This is a genomic window from Solirubrobacter ginsenosidimutans, assembly GCF_027587205.1.
Genome location: NZ_JAPDOD010000041.1, coordinates 62,026 through 78,340 on the forward strand (window position 1 = coordinate 62,026; position 16,315 = coordinate 78,340).

Below are 16,315 nucleotides of genomic sequence, written 5' to 3' on the forward strand. Positions count from 1 at the left end.
GGACGGCTCGCGTCACCGGTATCGGGGGGATCGAAGCTCGTGCGGCGTTGGCTGGGGCACGGCGGCGGCCGGCCTCCTGGGCGGCGCCGGGCCCCGCTAGTACTCGACGGACGCGCCCGCGTGGCGGCGCAGTGCGTCGTAGGCCAGTTCGAGGTCGTAGCCCTTGCGGACGAGGAACGCGAGGGCGCGGTCGCGGTCGCGCGGAGTCTCCGGCGGGGCCGGGAAGCGGCGCCTCAGGAGCTCGGACGCCGCCGCGAGCTCGTCGTGCTCGCCCACGCCCACCGCTTCGGCGATCAGCGCACGGTCGACGCCCAGCTCGAGCAGGCGGCGCTCGATCCGGTCGCTGCCCCAGGCGTCGAGGTTGCGGCGGTCCTCGGCGAAGCGCCGGGCGAAAGTGGCGTCGTCCACGTAGCCGCCCTCGAGCAGCGCCGCCACGACCTCCTCGACGAAGGCCGGGGCCACGCGCTTCTTGACGAAGTTCTGCCGGACCTCGGCCTCGGTGCGGTCGCGGTGGGCGAGGAACCGCCACGCGACGTCGAAGGCCTTCTGGCGCTCGATCTCGTCTCCGCCGTCGAACGGGCGCGTGGAGGCGAGCTCGCCGGGGGCGACGGCGTCGTCGCCGGCGCGGGACCCGGCGACGAGGTCCTCGTCGCCGGGATGGGGCGCGTCCGTCACGTTCGCGCTAGGCGGCGCCGACCAGCGCCGCGGCCTTCTTCGGGTCGTTGTCGATCGGCGTCACGAGGTCCTGGTCGACGCCGAGGATCTCGTAGACCTTGGACTCGATCTCCTTGGACACCTCGGGATGGGTGTCCAGGTAGCCCTTGGCGTTGTTGCGGCCCTGGCCGAGCCGCTCGTCGCCGTAGGAGAAGAACGAGCCGGACTTGGTGATGACCGAGTGCTCGATGCCGAGGTCCAGGACGCAGCCTGACGTGGAGATGCCCTTGCCGAACTCGATGTCGAACTCGGCCTGGCGGAACGGCGCCGCGACCTTGTTTTTGACGACCTTCACGCGGACGCGGTTGCCCACGGCCTCCGTGCCGTCCTTGAGCGTCTCGATGCGGCGGATGTCCAGCCGCTGGGAGGCGTAGAACTTCAGCGCGCGGCCACCCGGCTGGGTCTCCGGCGAGCCGAACATCACGCCGACCTTCTCGCGGATCTGGTTCGTGAAGATGCAGAGGGTGCTCGTGCGGTTCAGGTTGCCGGCGAGCTTGCGCATCGCCTGCGACATCATCCGGGCCTGCAGGCCGACGGTCTGGTCGCCCATCTGGCCCTCGAGCTCCGCCCGCGGCGTCAGTGCCGCCACGGAGTCCACCGCCACGACGTCCACCGCGCCCGAGCGGACCAGCATGTCCGCCACCTCGAGCGCCTGCTCGCCGTAGTCGGGCTGGGAGACCAGCAGCTCGTCGATGTTGACGCCGATCCGCTGCGCGTACAGCGGATCCATCGCGTGCTCGGCGTCGATGAACGCGCACACGCCGCCGAGCTTCTGCGCCTCGGCGAGGACGTGGTAGATCAGCGTCGTCTTACCGGAGGACTCCGGGCCGAAGACTTCCACGATTCGCCCGCGCGGGACGCCGCCGATGCCGAGGGCGAGATCCAATGACAACGCACCCGTCGGGATGGCCTCGACCCTGACCTGAGCGCCCGGATCACCCATCCGCATGACGGTGCCCTTGCCGAATTGGCGCTCAATCTGGCCGAGAGCGCCCGCAAGGGCTGTATCACGTGCTTTGGAGGGCTCCTGGTTGCTCATGGACTGCACGCTAGGGGCAGCATCGGACGGAGCGAACACATGTGCGCCTTTCGGCACACAATTGGCACACCTCCGTGACTATTCGGTGGGAAGTGTGAACCAGAAGCGCGAGCCCGCGCCCTCGGTGCTCTCAAAGCCCATCCGGCCGCCGTGCGCCAGCACGATCTCGTGCGCCAGAGCCAGACCGAGCCCGGTCCCGCCCACCCGCGCCGCCGGCCCACGCTCGACCCGGAAGAACTTCTCGAAGACGTGCTCCTGCTCGGCCAGCGGGATCCCGAGCCCGTGGTCGGTCACCGCCACCAGCACGACACCGGCCGTGCAGGAGGACGAGATGCCCACCTCGCCCCCGTCCGGCGAGTACTTGATCGCGTTGGAGAGCAGGTTCGCCACGACCTGGGAGATGCGCCCGCGATCGCCGACCGCGATCGGCGGCGAGTCGCACGGGTCGAGCGTCAGGTGGTGCCGCACGCTCTGGCCGGCGAACGTGCGCACCTGCTCCTGCAGCAGCTCCGTGACCGAGAACGGCTCCCGGGTCAGCGGGAAGCGATCCTGCTCGATCGCCTGGACGTCGAGGAAGTCGTCGATCAGCGCGGACAGCCGCTTCGCCTCGCGGTGGACGGTCGCGATGATCTCGTCGCGGGCCTCCGGCTCCAGCCGCCGCGTCCGCAGCAGCTCCGCGTAGCCCAGCACGGACGCCAGCGGGGTCCGCAGCTCGTGCGAGACCGTCGCCATCAGGTCGGACTTCAGCTGGTCCACCTCGCGCTCGCGCGTGACGTCGCGCAGCACCACGAGCCGGCCGATCCGCGCGCCCGCGTCGTCGTCCACCGGCGCGGTGTAGCGCTCGAGCACCAGGCCGGAGATCTCCAGCTCGTCGGCGGTGGGCTCGTCGGTGTCGGCCAGCATCGCCTCCCACTTGGCGAAGTAGGTCTCCGGATCGTCGGCGGAGGCATCTCCGCGAGAGGCGCCGATGGCGGCGCCGATCGGCATCGACAGGCGCTCCGCGAGCCGCTCCATCGCCGTGTTGGCGAACACCAACTCGTGGTCGAGCCCGACCAGCGCGATCCCCTCGCGGACGCAGTCCAGCACCGCCGCATTGACCTGCGAGAGCCAGTTGCGCTGCGCCAGCGCAGCGGACTCGGTGAGCGCGACCGCGGCCTGCGCCGCCAACCGCTGCAGGGTGTCGGCCTCCGCCGCGTCGAACGCCGCTTCGGTCACGCCGCCGAGCGCCGCCACGCCCACGTCGCGGTCGCCGATGCGCAGCGGGACGTGGACTTCCCAGCGCACGACGGTCTCGCCGGCGAGCCCGGTCCGCACGCGCAGCTCCACCCCGGTGTCGACGACGACCACCGAGCGCGTGGCGACCGCCCGCGCGCCTGCCCCCTCTCCCCCGGCCGGCGCGAACTCCGCCAGCGGCGCCGGATCCAGCGCCAGCACGGCGGCGCGCGTCCAGCGGGAATCCTCGCGCCAGTCCTCGGTGTAGAGCACGCCGACGTCGGCGCCGGCCGCGGCGGCGAGCGTCGACAGGGCGATCTCGGCGAGGTCGCCGGCGTTGCGCGCCATCGCCAGGCGGTCGGCGAACGCGCCGTAGCGCTCCGCCCGCCCCTTCTCGGCGGCCAGGTGCGCCGCGGAGACCTCGAGCTCGTCGCGCTGCGCCCGCGCCTCGTCGTTGGCCTCGGTCAGCTCCACCTGGCGCTCCTCGAGCTCGATCGCCTGCATCTCGAGCTCGGTGTTCTGGCTCTCGAGCTCGCCGCGGCTCTGCTCGAGCGCCCGCGCCATCGCGTTGAACGCGGCGCCGAGCCGGCCGATCTCGTCCCCGCTGCGTTCCGGGACGGTCACGTCGAGCTCGCCCCGCTGGACCCGGGACGCGGCCGCCGAGAGGCGCCCGACCGGCATCACGATCCGGCGCGCGACGTACGCCGTGGCGAGCACGAGCACCAGGACGCACAACGCGAACCCGAGGCCCGCCGTCAGCAGTGCCCGGTCGGAGGCGACGTCGGCGGTCTTGGCGCGCTCCTCCGACAGCCTCCGCTCGACGTCGCCGAAGCGCCCGATCGACGCGGCCAGCTCATCCGCGCGGGCGCTGCCGTCATGGGCCGCCGCGAACGCGCGCCCGGCCCCCACACCCGCCTCGCGCGTGCGCTCGATCACGGGATCGGCGTAGGTGTCGACGTAGGCGAGCGCCTGACGGTGGATCTCCTGCGCGCGCCGGGACTGGCCCGGATTGTCGACCGCGAGCCCCTCGAGCTCGAGCGCCGCGGCGGGCAGCGACTCGCGCACCGCGCGATAGTCGGCCAGCACCTTCGGGTTCCCGCGGATCAGGAAGCCGCGGAGCGTCGTCTGGACCGCCAGCAGCCGCTGTGCGGTCAGGTTCGCGGTCGCGATCACGACCTGCGAGTGCCGGGCACGCTCGCCGGCGCGGTGCTGGCGGTCGATGCCCACCGCCAGCCCGCCGAGCACGATCCCGATCACGACGATGATCAGCGCCGAGACGGCCAGCGTGCGAACGGTCAGGCGGCGCCTCATGGCACCCGCTGGTACGCGTGGGGCCCGGCCGGGCGCAACCCGAACGACGCGGGATCGAGCAGCCGCTCGCTCCGGCCGAGCAGGAGGATCCCGCGCATCGCCAGCGCCGCCGCGAGCGTCGAATAGAGCGCCTGGCGGGCCTCCGGGGTCAGGTAGATCGCGACGTTGCGGCACAAGACCAGCCGCCAGCGGCCGGGAGGCGGCCCGTCGGCGGCGAGATCGCGGCGCTCCCAGCGCATCCGGGCGCGCAACTCGGCGGGATAGTCCCCGGCGCGGGCCAGCGCGAGGTTCTCCTCGAGCAGGTCGCTGCCGAGCAGCACCGTGCGGTCGAGCACGCCCAGGCGCGAGACCAGGAGCCCGAGCGTGTGCAGCTCGGCACCGTCCGAGCAGCCCGCGGACCAGATGCTGAGGCGGGTTCCACCTGCCAAGAGCCGTGGCAGGAGCACCTCCTCGAGCAGCTTGAACTGCTCCGGGTCACGGAACATCGCGCCGTGCGAGATCGCCACCGAACGCCGGAAGCGGCGACGCGCCTCGCGGTCGGAGCGCAGCGTGCGGGCGAGCGCGTCGGCCCCGCTCACCCGCTCGCGTGCACAGGCCCGCTCGACCTGCTGGTCGACGTGCTCGCGCCGGAAGCTCGCCAGCGGCAGGCCCGAGACCCGCACGAGCTCAGAGTGCATACCTGACGGTGTCGAGCAGCGCGTCCGGGGAGAAGGGCTTGCCGACGTAGTGGTCGACCCCCGCGGCGAATGCCGCTTCGCGGTCCTCGGGCAGGACGCGGGCCGTGACCATCACGATCGTCGCGCCGGCCGTCGCGGGGTCGGCGCGCAGCGCACGGCAGAGGTCGAGGCCGCTGAGGCCGGGCATCATCCAATCGACCAGTACGAGGTCCGGCGGCGTCGCCCGCGCGGTCGCCAGCGCGGTGTTGCCGTCCGGCACCTCGTCGATGTCCAGGCCACCGACGTCGATCGTCAGCCGCATCAGCGCGCGCAGGCTGTCGTCGTCCTCAGCGATGAGTACGCGGGTACGACGGGGCCTGACACTCGCATCCACGGCGGGCGAGACCGTAGCGCCTGCTCTCGCGCCGGCGTTTACAACCACAATCCGGTCTGTCAGCGTGCCAACTTCAGCCCCTGCGACGCCTTCGCCGCCGCGATATTCGGAGCGCCGAGCCGCAGCGAGATCTTCCGCCCGCCGAGCGTTCCGGACAGGCGTCCGCCGGAGCGCAGCGTGACTTCGCCGCTCGCCGCTTTGGAGCCTGAAACGCGCAGGGTGATCCGCGCGTTTCCGCTTCCGCTCACGGTCACACCGGTGACAGCCTCGTAGTGGCGCAGGACGAGCTTGTTGCCGTCGATCGCCCAGGAGCCGCCTCGCAAACCCCCGCCCGAGGTCGCCAGAGCGGCCGGGGAGACCACGAGCCGGAGGTCGTCCAGCGTGGCGCCCAGCGCGCTGACGGTCCGGCCGATCTTGCGCGGCAGCCGGCCCGAGACCCGCAGTGAATCGAACGACTTCGGCGCGCCCAGCACGGCCGGGATGCCGGTCGGGATGCGCTTGCACGGCGACTTCGGGAGCGATTTGCCGGCGATGAAGCGGTCGATCGCCTCCCGTGAGCACGTGCGCGGGTCGCTGACCGTCGAATGCCCGGTGCCCGGGACGACGATCCGGACGGAGCCGGGGATCCGGGCCGCCACGCGGGCGGAGACCTCCGGCGGCGTGCGCAGATCCTCGCCGCCCTGGAGGATCAGCGTCGGCACGGTCGGATATGGCAGCGGCGCCGCCGCCGAGGGCGGGCGCGGGACGTCGGGCCAGCGCAGGCACAGGTCGATCTCGTCCTCGACGACGATCGGCGGGTCAAACGGCGCGAAGGTGTCCGCGGGCAGCGCGGAGATCCGTTGCTGCACGACGCCGGGGCGCGCGTCGATCGGCGTCCCGGGGTCCCAGGGCATCGGCTCGGTCTCGCACACGGTCGCGTAGCGAGCCGTCGAGAAGTCCCGCGGCGAGCCGAGGACGTCGAGCGCGCTCGAGTCGCGGATCATCCGGGCCAGCAGAGCCCCGTCGCCCTCCAGCGCCGAGTGGACCGCGATCGGCAGCATCGCCCGCAGCGGCGGGATGTAGTCGGTGACCAGCATCAGGTCGAAGAGGTCGAGCGCGGTGATCGTGACCTTGTGCGAGCGGCCGTGGTCGTCGAAGGCGTGCTGGACCATCGGCGTGGCGCGCAGCTGCGCGACGAGCTGGCCGAGGTCGCCCGCGGGGTTGGTGCTGATCCCGGCGCAGTGGCCCGGGCAGAGCGAGCGCAGCGTCGGCGCCATGGCGCGGAAGGTCGACGTGAAGTAGGGGTCGGGATCGTCGGGATCGACGACCGAGTCCAGGATCAGCCGCTCGACGTGCTGCGGGTACGTGCGCGCGTACTGGATCGCCAGCTCGGTGCCGTAGGAGATCCCGAACAGGGTGACCTTGTCCACGCCCAGCTGCGCGCGGATCGCCTCCATGTCCTCGACGGAGTCCGCGGTCGTGTAGTGCTTGCGCGCGACGCCGAGCCGGTTGGCGCAGTCCTCCCCCGCCGACGTGCTGCGCAGGTGCGGGTCCTTCTCGAGCTTCGGGCAGCGCAGCAGGCCCGAGCGCCCGGTGCCGCGCTGGTCGTAGCCGATCAGCCGGAAGTGGCTCTGGAGCTCGGGCAGCGAGCTGACGACGCTCAGCATCTCGCTCAGGCCGGCGCCCCCGGGGCCGCCGGACAGGTACATCAGCGTCGGACCGGTCGACTTGCCGGCGCGGCCGACGCGGAGGTCGACCGTGCCGGGATCGACGCCCGCGCGATCGAGCGGGACGGTGACGCTCGCGCAGCGCGCGTCGCGGAAGTCGACGCACGACCCCCAGTTCAGCGCGGCGCTGGCGATGTTCGGGAGAGCGAGGAGCGCGGTCAGCGCGAGCAGCGCGGGGAGAACGGCCTTCCGGGCCGTGGAGGCGACCATAGGCGGCGGAGCGTAGCGGCCGTCATGAGCGCAATGCGGCAGCGACGAGCGGCTCGTAACGCGCTCCGCCGGGACCCAGCCGGGACGAGTACAGGATGACCGCCGTGGCGCTGAATTCGAGTGGATCGAGCTGCAGATCGGCGGTGCGTGGCGGGCGCGTCCGCGGCCGCAGGCGGGCGACCGTGACGTGCGGGCGAAACGGACGCGACTCGGGCGTGTAGACGCCGGCCTCGGCCAGCGCGGCCGCGACGCGTTCCTGCAGCGCCGCGAGCGCTCCCGTCGGGTCGGTGAGCGTCACCGTGAGGACACGGGCGTGGCGCGGCGGCAGCAGCAGGACCTCGCCGAGCGTCAGGCGGGGCGCGTGGTGCTCCGCGGCGACGATCGGGGCGATGGCGTCGACGTCCTCAGGCGGGCGGGAACCGAGAAACGCGAGCGTGACGTGCAGCGAGTCGGGGCTGACCGCGCGCCAGACCGCGGGATCGGCGGCGGCGCCGGTCGCGGCGAGGGCGTCGCGGACGTCGCCAGGAAGGTCGAGTGCGACGAACAGGCGGAGCGGCCGCGCTTCGGCGCCGGTCATGCGCGCAGCAGCAACGCCCGCAGCATGTGGAGCGTCACCGTGGTCGTGCGGTCGCGGACGTCGGCACGGCCACCCGGGAGGCGCACGACGCGCTCCTCGGCGTCGGTGGCGGTCGAGACCGAGATGCAGACCGTGCCGACGGGCTTCTCCGGCGAGCCGCCGCCTGGGCCGGCGATGCCCGTGATGCCGATGCCGATGTCCGCCTCCAGGCGCGAGCGCGCACCCGCCGACAGCGCCGTCGCCACCTCCGGCGACACCGCGCCGTGCGCCGCGATGAGCGCGTCCGGCACCCCCGCCAGCGCGGTCTTGGCCTCGTTGGAATAGACGACGAGCCCGCCGAGCACGTAGGCGGAGGAGCCCGCGAGGTCGGTCAACCGTCCCGCCATCAGGCCCCCGGTGCACGATTCGGCGGTCGCGATCGTCCGGCCCTGCAGCAGCCGGGCGATCACCACGTCGATCGTCGCGCCGTCGTCGGAGAACAACACGTCGCCGTGGCGCTCCCGCAGGCCCGCCTCCAGCGCGGCGTACGCGGACGCCGAGGACGGCGGGAAGACCGTCGCCACCTCGAGCTCGCCGCGGCGCAGGCACGTCGTGATCTCCAGCGGCAGCGCGTCGGCGTCGAGCTCGCGCAGCGTCGCCGCGATCTGCGGCTCCGGAAGCGGGAAGAAGCGCAGGATCCGCTGCTCGAGCGTTCCCGCCGACTCCAGCACCTCCCGCAGCGGGGACGTCGAGACCGCCGCCTCCCACATCGTCTGCAGCTCGCGAGGCGGTCCGGGCAGCACCGCGACCAACGGGCCCGACGACGACACGAGCAGCCCCGGCGCGGTCCCGACGGGCTCGAGCACGGCGGCGCCGACCGGCACGAACGCCTGCTTGCGCGCGCCCGCCCGCATCGCCTCCTCCTCGAAGGGCATCCGCCGCCGGAGCCGGTTCACGACGGCCCAGATGCGCTCCTCGAGCGCCGCGTCGTGGACCATCTCCGCGCCCGCCCACTCGGCGACGACGTCGGCGGTCAGATCGTCGGCGGTCGGGCCGAGGCCGCCGCTGGTGAGCACCAGGTCATGGTCGGAGAGGAAGTCCAGCGCGGACCGCAGATCCTCGACGCGGTCGCCGACGACGACGATGTGGGTGACGACGACGCCGCGGGCCCGCAGCGCCTCCGACAGCCAGGGCCCGTTGGCATCCCGGATGATCCCGGAGAGGACCTCGGTGCCGGTGACGATGATTCCCGCGCGGACGCTCACGTCGCGCAGAGTTTGATGCGTGCGGCCTCCGAGAGTCGTGTGGGCTTCTTGCCCGGCCGCACCTCGTAGCCGATCGGCTTGCCCAGATCGGCCGCCTTGTAGCTCTTCGCGCCCACGCGCATGCGGATGTCCCCGTTGCCGAAGTTCATCCGGAAGCGCTGGGAACGCAGCGTCTTGGTGCTCTTGCCGGGCTCGAGGTAGTCGCCGTTGACGACCGCCTTGCCGGTGGCGTCGACGACGCACACATATACCCGCGTGGCACCCGCGGTCAGTCGCAGCGCCGCCCGGGCGGGCACCGCTTTCTTCTTCTTCTTGGCCTTCGAGGACTTCGCGGGCGTCGCCGTGGCCGTCGCCGTCGCCGTGGCGGTCGCGCTGGCCTTCGGCGTCTCGTTGTCGGACGAATCGCCCCAGACGACTCCGAGCAGGTAGAGCGCGGCGCCGAGGACCACGATGCCCAGCAGCACGACGAGGAACGGGCCGGCGGAGCGACGCGGGCGCTGCCGGCGGCGGCGCTGGCCGCTCATCCCGGGCCCGAACGGCGTGAGGTCCTGCGTCGAGGGCCGCTCGAAGCGCTGGCGGTACTCCTCGACCAGCAGCCGTGGATCGAGTTCCAGGTACTCCGCGTACGTGCGCAGGAACGTCTTGACGAAGGTGGGGCCCGGCAACAGGTCCCACTCCTCGTTCTCCAGTGCGCGCAGGTATTTGGCCCGGATCTTCGTCGCCGCTTCGACCTCGGTCATGTCGATGCGGCGGCGCATCCGGGCTTCCCGCAGCGTTTCCCCGATTTCCGCCATTGGGCTCCGAGGCTACAAACGTTCTATTCGAGCTCGTCAGGCACGGTCTGAGGATCGAGCGCCGCGAGCACGCGCGGCAGGTCGGCCTCGGTGACCAGGACCTGGCGTGGCTTGGAGCCTTCGTAGCCCGAGATGACCCCCCGGCGCTCGAGCATGTCGATCAGGCGCCCGGCCCGCGTGTACCCGAGCCGCAGGCGGCGCTGGAGCATCGAGGTCGAGGCGGTCTGCATCTCGGCCACGAGACGGATCGCGTCACCCAGCAGCGGGTCCTCGTCGGGGTCGAACCCGTCGTCGGAGCCCGACGCCTCCTCGGCGACGGCCTCGACCTCCTCGAGCAGGTCCTCGCGCAGCTCCGGCTCGCCCTGACGGCGCCAGGTGTCGGTCATCTCCTCGATCTGGGCCTCGTCGATGAACGCGCCCTGGATGCGCTGTAGCCGCGAGGAGCCGACTGGCGAGAAGAGCATGTCGCCCATGCCCAGCAGCGATTCGGCGCCGTTCTGGTCGAGGATCACGCGCGAGTCCGTCTGCGACGAGACCGCGAACGCGATCCGCGACGGCACGTTGGCCTTGATCATGCCGGTGATGACGTCCACGCGGGGCGACTGGGTCGCGAGGACGAGGTGGATGCCGACCGCGCGCGCCTTCTGGGCGATGCGGATGATCGAGTCCTCGACGTCGGCGGGCGCGACCATCATCAGGTCCGCGAGCTCGTCGATCACGCACAGGATGTACGGCAGCGCCTGCTCGTCGCGCCCTGCCCGCACGGTGTTGAGGTCCTTCAGGGTCCGGGTGCGCGCCAGCGCCATGTAGGCGTAGCGCTGCTCCATCTCGCGCACGAGGTTCTGCAGCGCGATCGCCGCCTGCTTGGGCGAGGTGATGACCGGCGTCAGCAGGTGCGGGATCGAGTCGTAGTGGGTGAGCTCGACCTGCTTGGGGTCCACGAGCACCATCCGCACCTCGTGCGGGGTGGCATTCAAAAGGATCGAGGAGAGCATCGCGTTGATCGCGCCCGACTTGCCGGCGCCGGTCGTGCCGGCGACCAGCAGGTGCGGCATCTTGGCCAGGTCCGCGCCGATCGAGCGGCCCGCGACGTCCTTGCCGAGCCACACGGTCAGCGGCGACCAGTCCGCGGGCGGCGCCTGGAACACGTCGCCCAGGTGGACGATCCGGCGGCGCGCGTTGGGGACCTCGATGCCGACCGCCTGCTTGCCGGGGATCGGCGCCAGGATGCGGATGTCGGCCGCCGCGAGCGCGTAGGCGAGGTCGTCCTTGAGCTGAGCGACCTTGCCCACCTTGATGCCCGGGGCGAGCCGCAGTTCGTAGCGGGTGATGTGCGGGCCGGCGACCATGCCGATCACGCGCGCCTCGACGTTGAAGTGCCCGAGCGCCTCGATCAGCTGCGCCGCGACCTTCTCCTGGCCGACGGTGTCCGGCCGCGCGGCCTCTTCGCTGGACCGTGTGAGCTTGGCCGGGTCCGGCAGCTCCCAGACGAAGTCCGGCGAGTCGGTGACGTCGCGGCGGTAGCGCCCCTGCGGCGTGAGCTGCTCGGGGTCGACCGGTTCGGCCGGGCCGCGCGTGACGCCCTCCTCGTCCTCGACCGGGTCCTCGGCGAGGCGCTCCAGTTCCGGCACGGGTTCCGGCTCGGGCTCGACCTCGACCTCCGGCGCGGGTTCCGGCTCCACGGGCGGCAGCTCGCCGCCGTAGAGATCCGGGTAGCGCTCCTCGCCGGACCAGAAGTTGTCGTCCGCGGCAGGCTTGGCCGGCTTCTTCTTGGCCGCGCGCTTGGGCTTGGGCGGCGCCAGCTCGTCGGGCGTCTCGAACTCGGGCGCGTCGCCGAAGACCTCCGGCCGGTTGACGCGCACGCGGGTGGACTGCTCGAGCGTCGCCAGGTCGTCCATCGCCCGCGGGCGCGGGCGCTTGGCGGCGACCGCGTCGCGCATCTCGCGCGTGGTCGTTGAGACCGAGTCCGACGTCGCCTTGATCACGCCCGCGACCGACGCGCCGGTCAGCAGCAGCACGCCGGCGAGGAAGAGGAAGACCGTGAGGATGTGCGCGCCGATGGTTCCGGCCAGGGTCGTGACGACCCAGTCCAGGGTCTCCCCCGTCATCCCGCCGCGGGTCTTGACCCACTGCGGGTCCCACCATTCGGGCCGCGTGCCGCCCGGGCCGACGCCCAGCGTGCCGGCCGACAGGCCGAGGGTGACGGAGACGAACAGGCAGATCGCTCCGGCGCGAAACGGCCGCACCGCGGGCAGGACGGGGCGCAGCATCAGGATCGCGCCCGCCGCGGCCAACGAGACCGGCACGAGGTAGTGCGCGGCGCCGAGCAGCCAGCGCAGGCCCTCGACCGCCTCCGAACCGGCGCGCCCACCGTCCCAGCCGGCATAGACGAGAAAGCCGAAGAACAGCGCGAGGGCGACGAGCCCGAGGCCGATCAGGTCGAGCTGGCGCTGCTCGAGCGTGGGCAGGTGAAATGACGGCGCGGACCGGCGCGCGCGGCGCGCCGCCGGCTTGCTTGCGGGCTTCTTCTTGGCGGCAGGCATCTGGCCCGGCCCCCTTCGACACGGGACCCTCGACCCCTGCAACGGAGTTGGCTCCGCTCAGGACTGCCTAAACGGCGCCTGAAGGTCGTGTCGAATGTCCGCAAGTGCACGTAACATCTTGGTAGTGGAAGCTGCCAGCCGTCCCGTCCGTGTGCTCGTCGTCGAAGATGACGAGGAAATCGCGCAGGTCCTCCAGCGTTCGCTACGCCTCGAGGGCTACGAAGTGAAACTCGCCGGCGACGGCGTCCGTGGCCTCGATGAGGCGCACGCCTTCCTGCCGGACATCATCGTGCTGGACCTGGGCCTGCCACGACTGGACGGGATCGACGTCGCCCGCCGTCTGCGCGACGACGGCGACGAGACGCCGATCCTGATGCTGACCGCCCGCGACGCGCTGGAGTCACGCGTGGAGGGGCTGGACGTCGGCGCCGACGACTACCTCGTCAAGCCGTTCGAACGGCAGGAGCTGCTGGCCCGCATGCGCGCGCTGCTCCGGCGCCGCCCGCCGCGCGGCATGGCTCCGCTGCGCGTCGGCGATCTCACGCTGAACCCCGACACCCACGAGGTGGCGCGCGATTCCCGCCAGATCGATCTCACGCAGCGCGAGTTCGAGCTGCTCGAGTACCTCATGCGCAACGAGCGCCTCGTCATCTCGCGGCAGAAGCTGCTCGACGAGGTCTGGGGCTATGACCCGTTTTCGATCACGAACACCATCGAGGTGTTCGTGTCCAACCTCAGAAGGAAGCTAGAAGCCGGTGGCGAGCCTCGTCTCCTCCACACGGTCCGCGGCGCGGGCTACGTACTCCGCGTATAAGCGCCAGCCGATCCGCTGGCGCCTCGCCGGAGGCTCCGCCGCGCTCACGCTGGTGATCCTGCTCGGGTTCGCCGTGATCGTCGGCACGCTCACGACACGCGCGATCTATAAGGACTTCAACCGCCAGGTCTCCTCGGCGGCCGATCGGCTGCAGGCGCAGCAGTACTACGAGTACTACCAGAACGATCGCAAGGGTCACCCGCAGTACCGCTTCCCGATCGACCTCGACGCGTTCGCGGCCTCGACCAACGCCGCGATCCGCGTCGTCACCGGCACGGGCCGGTACTTCGCGAGCTCCAAGGGCGCGCCGAACTTCGGCCGGCCGATCAGCGAGAGCGAGGAGATCCACGGCTGGAAGGTGGAGACGCGCGAGATCCAGATCTACGCGCCCTCCAACCCCGAGTACGACTTCCGCATCTTCGCGCAGTACGGCCGGCGGATCTCCGATGTGCGCGCCACGGCCAACCGCGTGAAGCTGTTCCTCGGCCTCGGCGTGCTCGGCGGAACGGCGCTGGCGCTGCTCGCCGGCCTGGCCACCGCCCGCCGGGCGATGGAGCCGATCGCCGAGCTCACCGACGCCGCACGGGAGATCGCGCGCACGCGCGATCCCGCCGGCGTCATCCCCCGCCCCCAGGCCGACGACGAGGTCGCAGAGCTCTCGCTGACGCTGGAGTCGATGCTGCACGCGCTCGACGACGCGCGCACGGAGACCGAGGCGGCGCTGGTGCGCCAGCGCGAGTTCGTCGCCGACGCCTCGCACGAGCTGCGCACCCCGCTGACGTCCGTGCTGGCGAACCTCGAGCTGCTCGAGGAGACGCTGACCGGCGAGCACCGCGAGGCCGCGGCCTCCGCCCTGCGGTCGAGCCGGCGCATGCGCCGCCTGGTCGCCGACCTCCTGCTGCTCGCCCGCGCCGACGCCGGCCGCGAGCCGCCCAAGCGCTCGGTGGACCTCTCGAGCGTCGTCACCGACGCGGCGTCCGAGCTCGAGCCCGTGGCCGGCGACCATGAGATCTCGATCTCCGCTCCGCACGGCCTCGAGATCGAAGGCGTGCAGGACGAGCTGCACCGGCTCGTGCTGAACCTGATGGAGAACGCGCTGCGCCACACGGACCCCGGGACGGCGGTCGAGGCGAGCGTCGAGCGCTCCAACGGGCACATCGTGCTCGCCGTCGAGGACGACGGCCCCGGCATCCCGCCCGAGTTGCGCGACAAGGTCTTCGAGCGGTTCTTCCGCGCCCATGGGGATCGTTCCGGTTCGTCGGGTCTCGGCCTCGCGATCGTGCGCGCCGTGGCGGAGAGCCATCAGGGCACCGTCAAGCTCGAGCCTCCCCTGGATGGGCGAGGCGCGCGGTTCGTCGTGCGCTTCCCCGTGAAGAAACCGTCAGAGTCCAAGGCATAAGTCCTCAAGCGTTCGGCGCAGCGGCCGATGCTGGGATGGACATGTCTGACATCACCTCCCAGCAGCTCGTGGTGTTCTCGATCGGCAGCGAGGAGTACGCCCTGCCTATCGGTGCCGTCCACGAAATCATCCGTTACACCGAGCCGCGGTCCGTCACGTCGGACGTGCCGTGGATCCGCGGTGTGATCGGTCTCCGAGGCAAGATCATCCCGATCTATGACCTCGCGCAGCGCATGGGCCTGCCCGTCGCCGATGCCGACTTCGGCAAGATCGTCATCGTCGAGACCGGGACCGGCCAGGCCGGTGTGCTCGTCGGCGACGTCGAAGAGGTCCTGACCGTCACGAGCGAGCAGCTCGAGGCCGTCCCGACCGCCGACACGCAGACGATCGAGTCGATCGCCAAGATCGACGACCGCCTCGTCATCCTGCTCAACCCCGAGGGTCTCTTCTCCTCCGGGTCGCGCGTCGACGAGCTGGCCGCGGTCTAGACCCCTCGTCTCACGGTGGCCGCGATCTCCAACACCGCGCAGCGGGTCGTCGTCGCCGACGACTCGCGCCTGATGCGCCGAATCCTTTCCGACGCCCTCGGGCGTCAGGGCTTCGACGTGGTCGCCACGGCGGCCGACGGCGATGAGGCGCTGGCCGCCTGCAATCAGTTCCGCCCGGACGCGATGACGCTGGATCTGCACATGCCGGGGCTCGACGGCCTCGGCGTGCTGCGGGCCCTGCGTGCCGGTAAAGCGGAGGCGGTCCCGGTCGTGGTCGTCTCGGCCTTCTCCCCCGCCCACGGCGCTCGCGCCGTGGATGCACTCTCCGAAGGCGCCTTCGATCTCGTCGCCAAGCCGGCGATGGGCGAGTCGATGGCGGACTTCACGGCCGAGCTCTCCAAGAAGGTCAACGACGCCGCCGATAGCGGCAAGCTGCGCGCCCGGCGCCCCCGCGCCGTCGCCGCCGCGCCCGCGATCGCGCGCCGTCCGCCGGTCCGCGCCGCCGCCGCGAGCGCGCGACCTGGCACCAAGAAGTTCGTCGTGATCGCGTCCTCGACCGGCGGCCCGAAGGCCCTGGGCGAGGTGATCCCGCGCCTCCCCGCTTCGCTCGGCACCGGCTCCCTGATCGTCCAGCACATGCCGCCGGGCTTCACCGCCTCGCTCGCGGCGCGCCTGGACGGCATGTCCAAGCTCACCGTCCGCGAGGCCGCGGGCCACGAGGCCATGGACCCGCGCCACATCTATCTCGCGCCCGGTGGCTCGCACCTGCGGATGGGCGAGGACCGCAAGATCCGCCTCTCCGACGAGGCGCCGATGGGCGGCCTGCGTCCGCGCGCCGACCTGACGATCGCCGACGCCGCGAAGCTCTACGGCAACGCGATGGTCCTGGTCGTGCTGACCGGCATGGGCAAGGACGGACTCGACGGCGCCCGCGCCGTCAAGAAGGCGGGCGGCCGCATCCTCGTCGAGGCCGAGTCCACCTGCGTCGTCTACGGCATGCCGCGCGCCGTGGCCGAGGCCGGGCTGGCCGACGAGATCCTCCCTTTGCACGAACTCCCCGCAGCGATCGCCCGAGAGGCCGGATCATGAGCTTCACCCCGAGAGACCGTCCGACCGCCACGCCCGTTCGCCGCCCGCTCGCCCCGCGCCCAGGCGCCGCCGCCCCGGCGCCGGCTCCGGCCCCGCCCCCGGCGCTGCGCACGGCCCTAGGCCGG

Annotated in this window: 14 protein-coding genes; 4 read left to right on the forward strand and 10 right to left on the reverse strand. The window is 72.0% G+C overall.

Translation table 11 applies throughout. The annotated features are described in order from the left end of the window. Nucleotides 1-96: 96 nt before the first annotated feature. The 10 genes from OM076_RS46445 to OM076_RS32710 all read right to left on the reverse strand — a co-directional run bounded on the left by OM076_RS46445 (nucleotide 97) and on the right by OM076_RS32710 (nucleotide 12,400). Nucleotides 97-675, reverse strand: a complete 579-nt coding sequence (locus OM076_RS46445; RefSeq protein WP_270044345.1) for a regulatory protein RecX — start codon at nucleotides 673-675, stop codon at nucleotides 97-99. A gap of 7 nt (nucleotides 676-682) precedes the next feature. Then, complete coding sequence (recA, locus tag OM076_RS32670) at nucleotides 683-1,753, reverse strand: recombinase RecA (RefSeq protein ID WP_270044346.1); 1,071 nt, start codon at nucleotides 1,751-1,753, stop codon at nucleotides 683-685. Between the two features lie 78 nt (nucleotides 1,754-1,831). After that, a complete protein-coding gene (locus tag OM076_RS32675) occupies nucleotides 1,832-4,276 on the reverse strand; it encodes an ATP-binding protein (RefSeq protein WP_270044347.1) in 2,445 nt (814 codons plus the stop codon). Further along, on the reverse strand, nucleotides 4,273-4,953 hold the full coding sequence (locus tag OM076_RS32680) for a CheR family methyltransferase (RefSeq protein WP_270044348.1): 681 nt from the start codon (nucleotides 4,951-4,953) through the stop codon (nucleotides 4,273-4,275). The genes OM076_RS32675 and OM076_RS32680 overlap by 4 nt, the downstream gene beginning before the upstream one ends. Then, entirely contained in the window at nucleotides 4,943-5,326 is a 384-nt protein-coding gene (locus OM076_RS32685) for a response regulator (RefSeq protein WP_270044349.1), read from the reverse strand. The genes OM076_RS32680 and OM076_RS32685 overlap by 11 nt, the downstream gene beginning before the upstream one ends. Before the next feature lie 59 nt (nucleotides 5,327-5,385). After that, nucleotides 5,386-7,242 carry an alpha/beta hydrolase gene (locus OM076_RS32690; RefSeq protein WP_270044350.1) on the reverse strand — a complete coding sequence of 619 codons (1,857 nt, stop codon included), beginning with the start codon at nucleotides 7,240-7,242 and terminating at the stop codon, nucleotides 5,386-5,388. A gap of 22 nt (nucleotides 7,243-7,264) precedes the next feature. Further along, nucleotides 7,265-7,819, reverse strand: coding sequence for an RNA 2',3'-cyclic phosphodiesterase (gene thpR, locus OM076_RS32695; RefSeq protein ID WP_270044351.1), 555 nt, complete (start codon nucleotides 7,817-7,819; stop codon nucleotides 7,265-7,267). After that, complete coding sequence (locus OM076_RS32700; protein WP_270044352.1) at nucleotides 7,816-9,063, reverse strand: competence/damage-inducible protein A; 1,248 nt, start codon at nucleotides 9,061-9,063, stop codon at nucleotides 7,816-7,818. The genes thpR and OM076_RS32700 overlap by 4 nt, the downstream gene beginning before the upstream one ends. Further along, nucleotides 9,060-9,857, reverse strand: coding sequence for a helix-turn-helix domain-containing protein (locus tag OM076_RS32705; protein WP_270044353.1), 798 nt, complete (start codon nucleotides 9,855-9,857; stop codon nucleotides 9,060-9,062). Before OM076_RS32705 ends, OM076_RS32700 begins: the two co-directional genes overlap by 4 nt. Nucleotides 9,858-9,880: 23 nt before the next feature. Then, a complete protein-coding gene (locus OM076_RS32710; protein ID WP_270044354.1) occupies nucleotides 9,881-12,400 on the reverse strand; it encodes an FtsK/SpoIIIE family DNA translocase in 2,520 nt (839 codons plus the stop codon). Nucleotides 12,401-12,524: 124 nt separating this feature from the next. Here OM076_RS32710 and OM076_RS32715 point away from each other — a divergent pair, with 124 nt between their 5' ends. From OM076_RS32715 to cheB, 4 genes are read left to right on the forward strand one after another with little or no spacing between them, the layout of a single operon-like run. Beyond that, nucleotides 12,525-13,214 (forward strand): response regulator transcription factor, encoded by a 690-nt coding sequence (locus OM076_RS32715; RefSeq protein ID WP_270044355.1) that lies wholly within the window; start codon nucleotides 12,525-12,527, stop codon nucleotides 13,212-13,214. Further along, the gene (locus OM076_RS46450; RefSeq protein WP_270044356.1) at nucleotides 13,156-14,613 is read left to right on the forward strand and encodes a sensor histidine kinase; all 1,458 of its coding nucleotides are present in this window, start codon (nucleotides 13,156-13,158) and stop codon (nucleotides 14,611-14,613) included. Before OM076_RS32715 ends, OM076_RS46450 begins: the two co-directional genes overlap by 59 nt. A 41-nt stretch (nucleotides 14,614-14,654) precedes the next feature. Then, entirely contained in the window at nucleotides 14,655-15,101 is a 447-nt protein-coding gene (locus tag OM076_RS32725; RefSeq protein WP_270044357.1) for a chemotaxis protein CheW, read from the forward strand. Between the two features lie 15 nt (nucleotides 15,102-15,116). Next, nucleotides 15,117-16,190 carry a chemotaxis-specific protein-glutamate methyltransferase CheB gene (gene cheB, locus OM076_RS32730; RefSeq protein WP_270044358.1) on the forward strand — a complete coding sequence of 358 codons (1,074 nt, stop codon included), beginning with the start codon at nucleotides 15,117-15,119 and terminating at the stop codon, nucleotides 16,188-16,190. The last annotated feature ends 125 nt before the right edge of the window (nucleotides 16,191-16,315 follow it).

Coding starts and splice junctions, on each gene's coding strand:
- OM076_RS32675 (WP_270044347.1), bottom strand. CDS start 4,276: ATGAGGCGCCGCCTGACCGTTCGCACGCTGGCCGTCTCGGCGCTGATC.
- OM076_RS32690 (WP_270044350.1), bottom strand. CDS start 7,242: ATGGTCGCCTCCACGGCCCGGAAGGCCGTTCTCCCCGCGCTGCTCGCG.
- OM076_RS32710 (WP_270044354.1), bottom strand. CDS start 12,400: ATGCCTGCCGCCAAGAAGAAGCCCGCAAGCAAGCCGGCGGCGCGCCGC.
- OM076_RS32705 (WP_270044353.1), bottom strand. CDS start 9,857: ATGGCGGAAATCGGGGAAACGCTGCGGGAAGCCCGGATGCGCCGCCGC.
- OM076_RS32680 (WP_270044348.1), bottom strand. CDS start 4,953: ATGCACTCTGAGCTCGTGCGGGTCTCGGGCCTGCCGCTGGCGAGCTTC.
- OM076_RS32725 (WP_270044357.1), top strand. CDS start 14,655: ATGTCTGACATCACCTCCCAGCAGCTCGTGGTGTTCTCGATCGGCAGC.
- recA (WP_270044346.1), bottom strand. CDS start 1,753: ATGAGCAACCAGGAGCCCTCCAAAGCACGTGATACAGCCCTTGCGGGC.
- thpR (WP_270044351.1), bottom strand. CDS start 7,819: ATGACCGGCGCCGAAGCGCGGCCGCTCCGCCTGTTCGTCGCACTCGAC.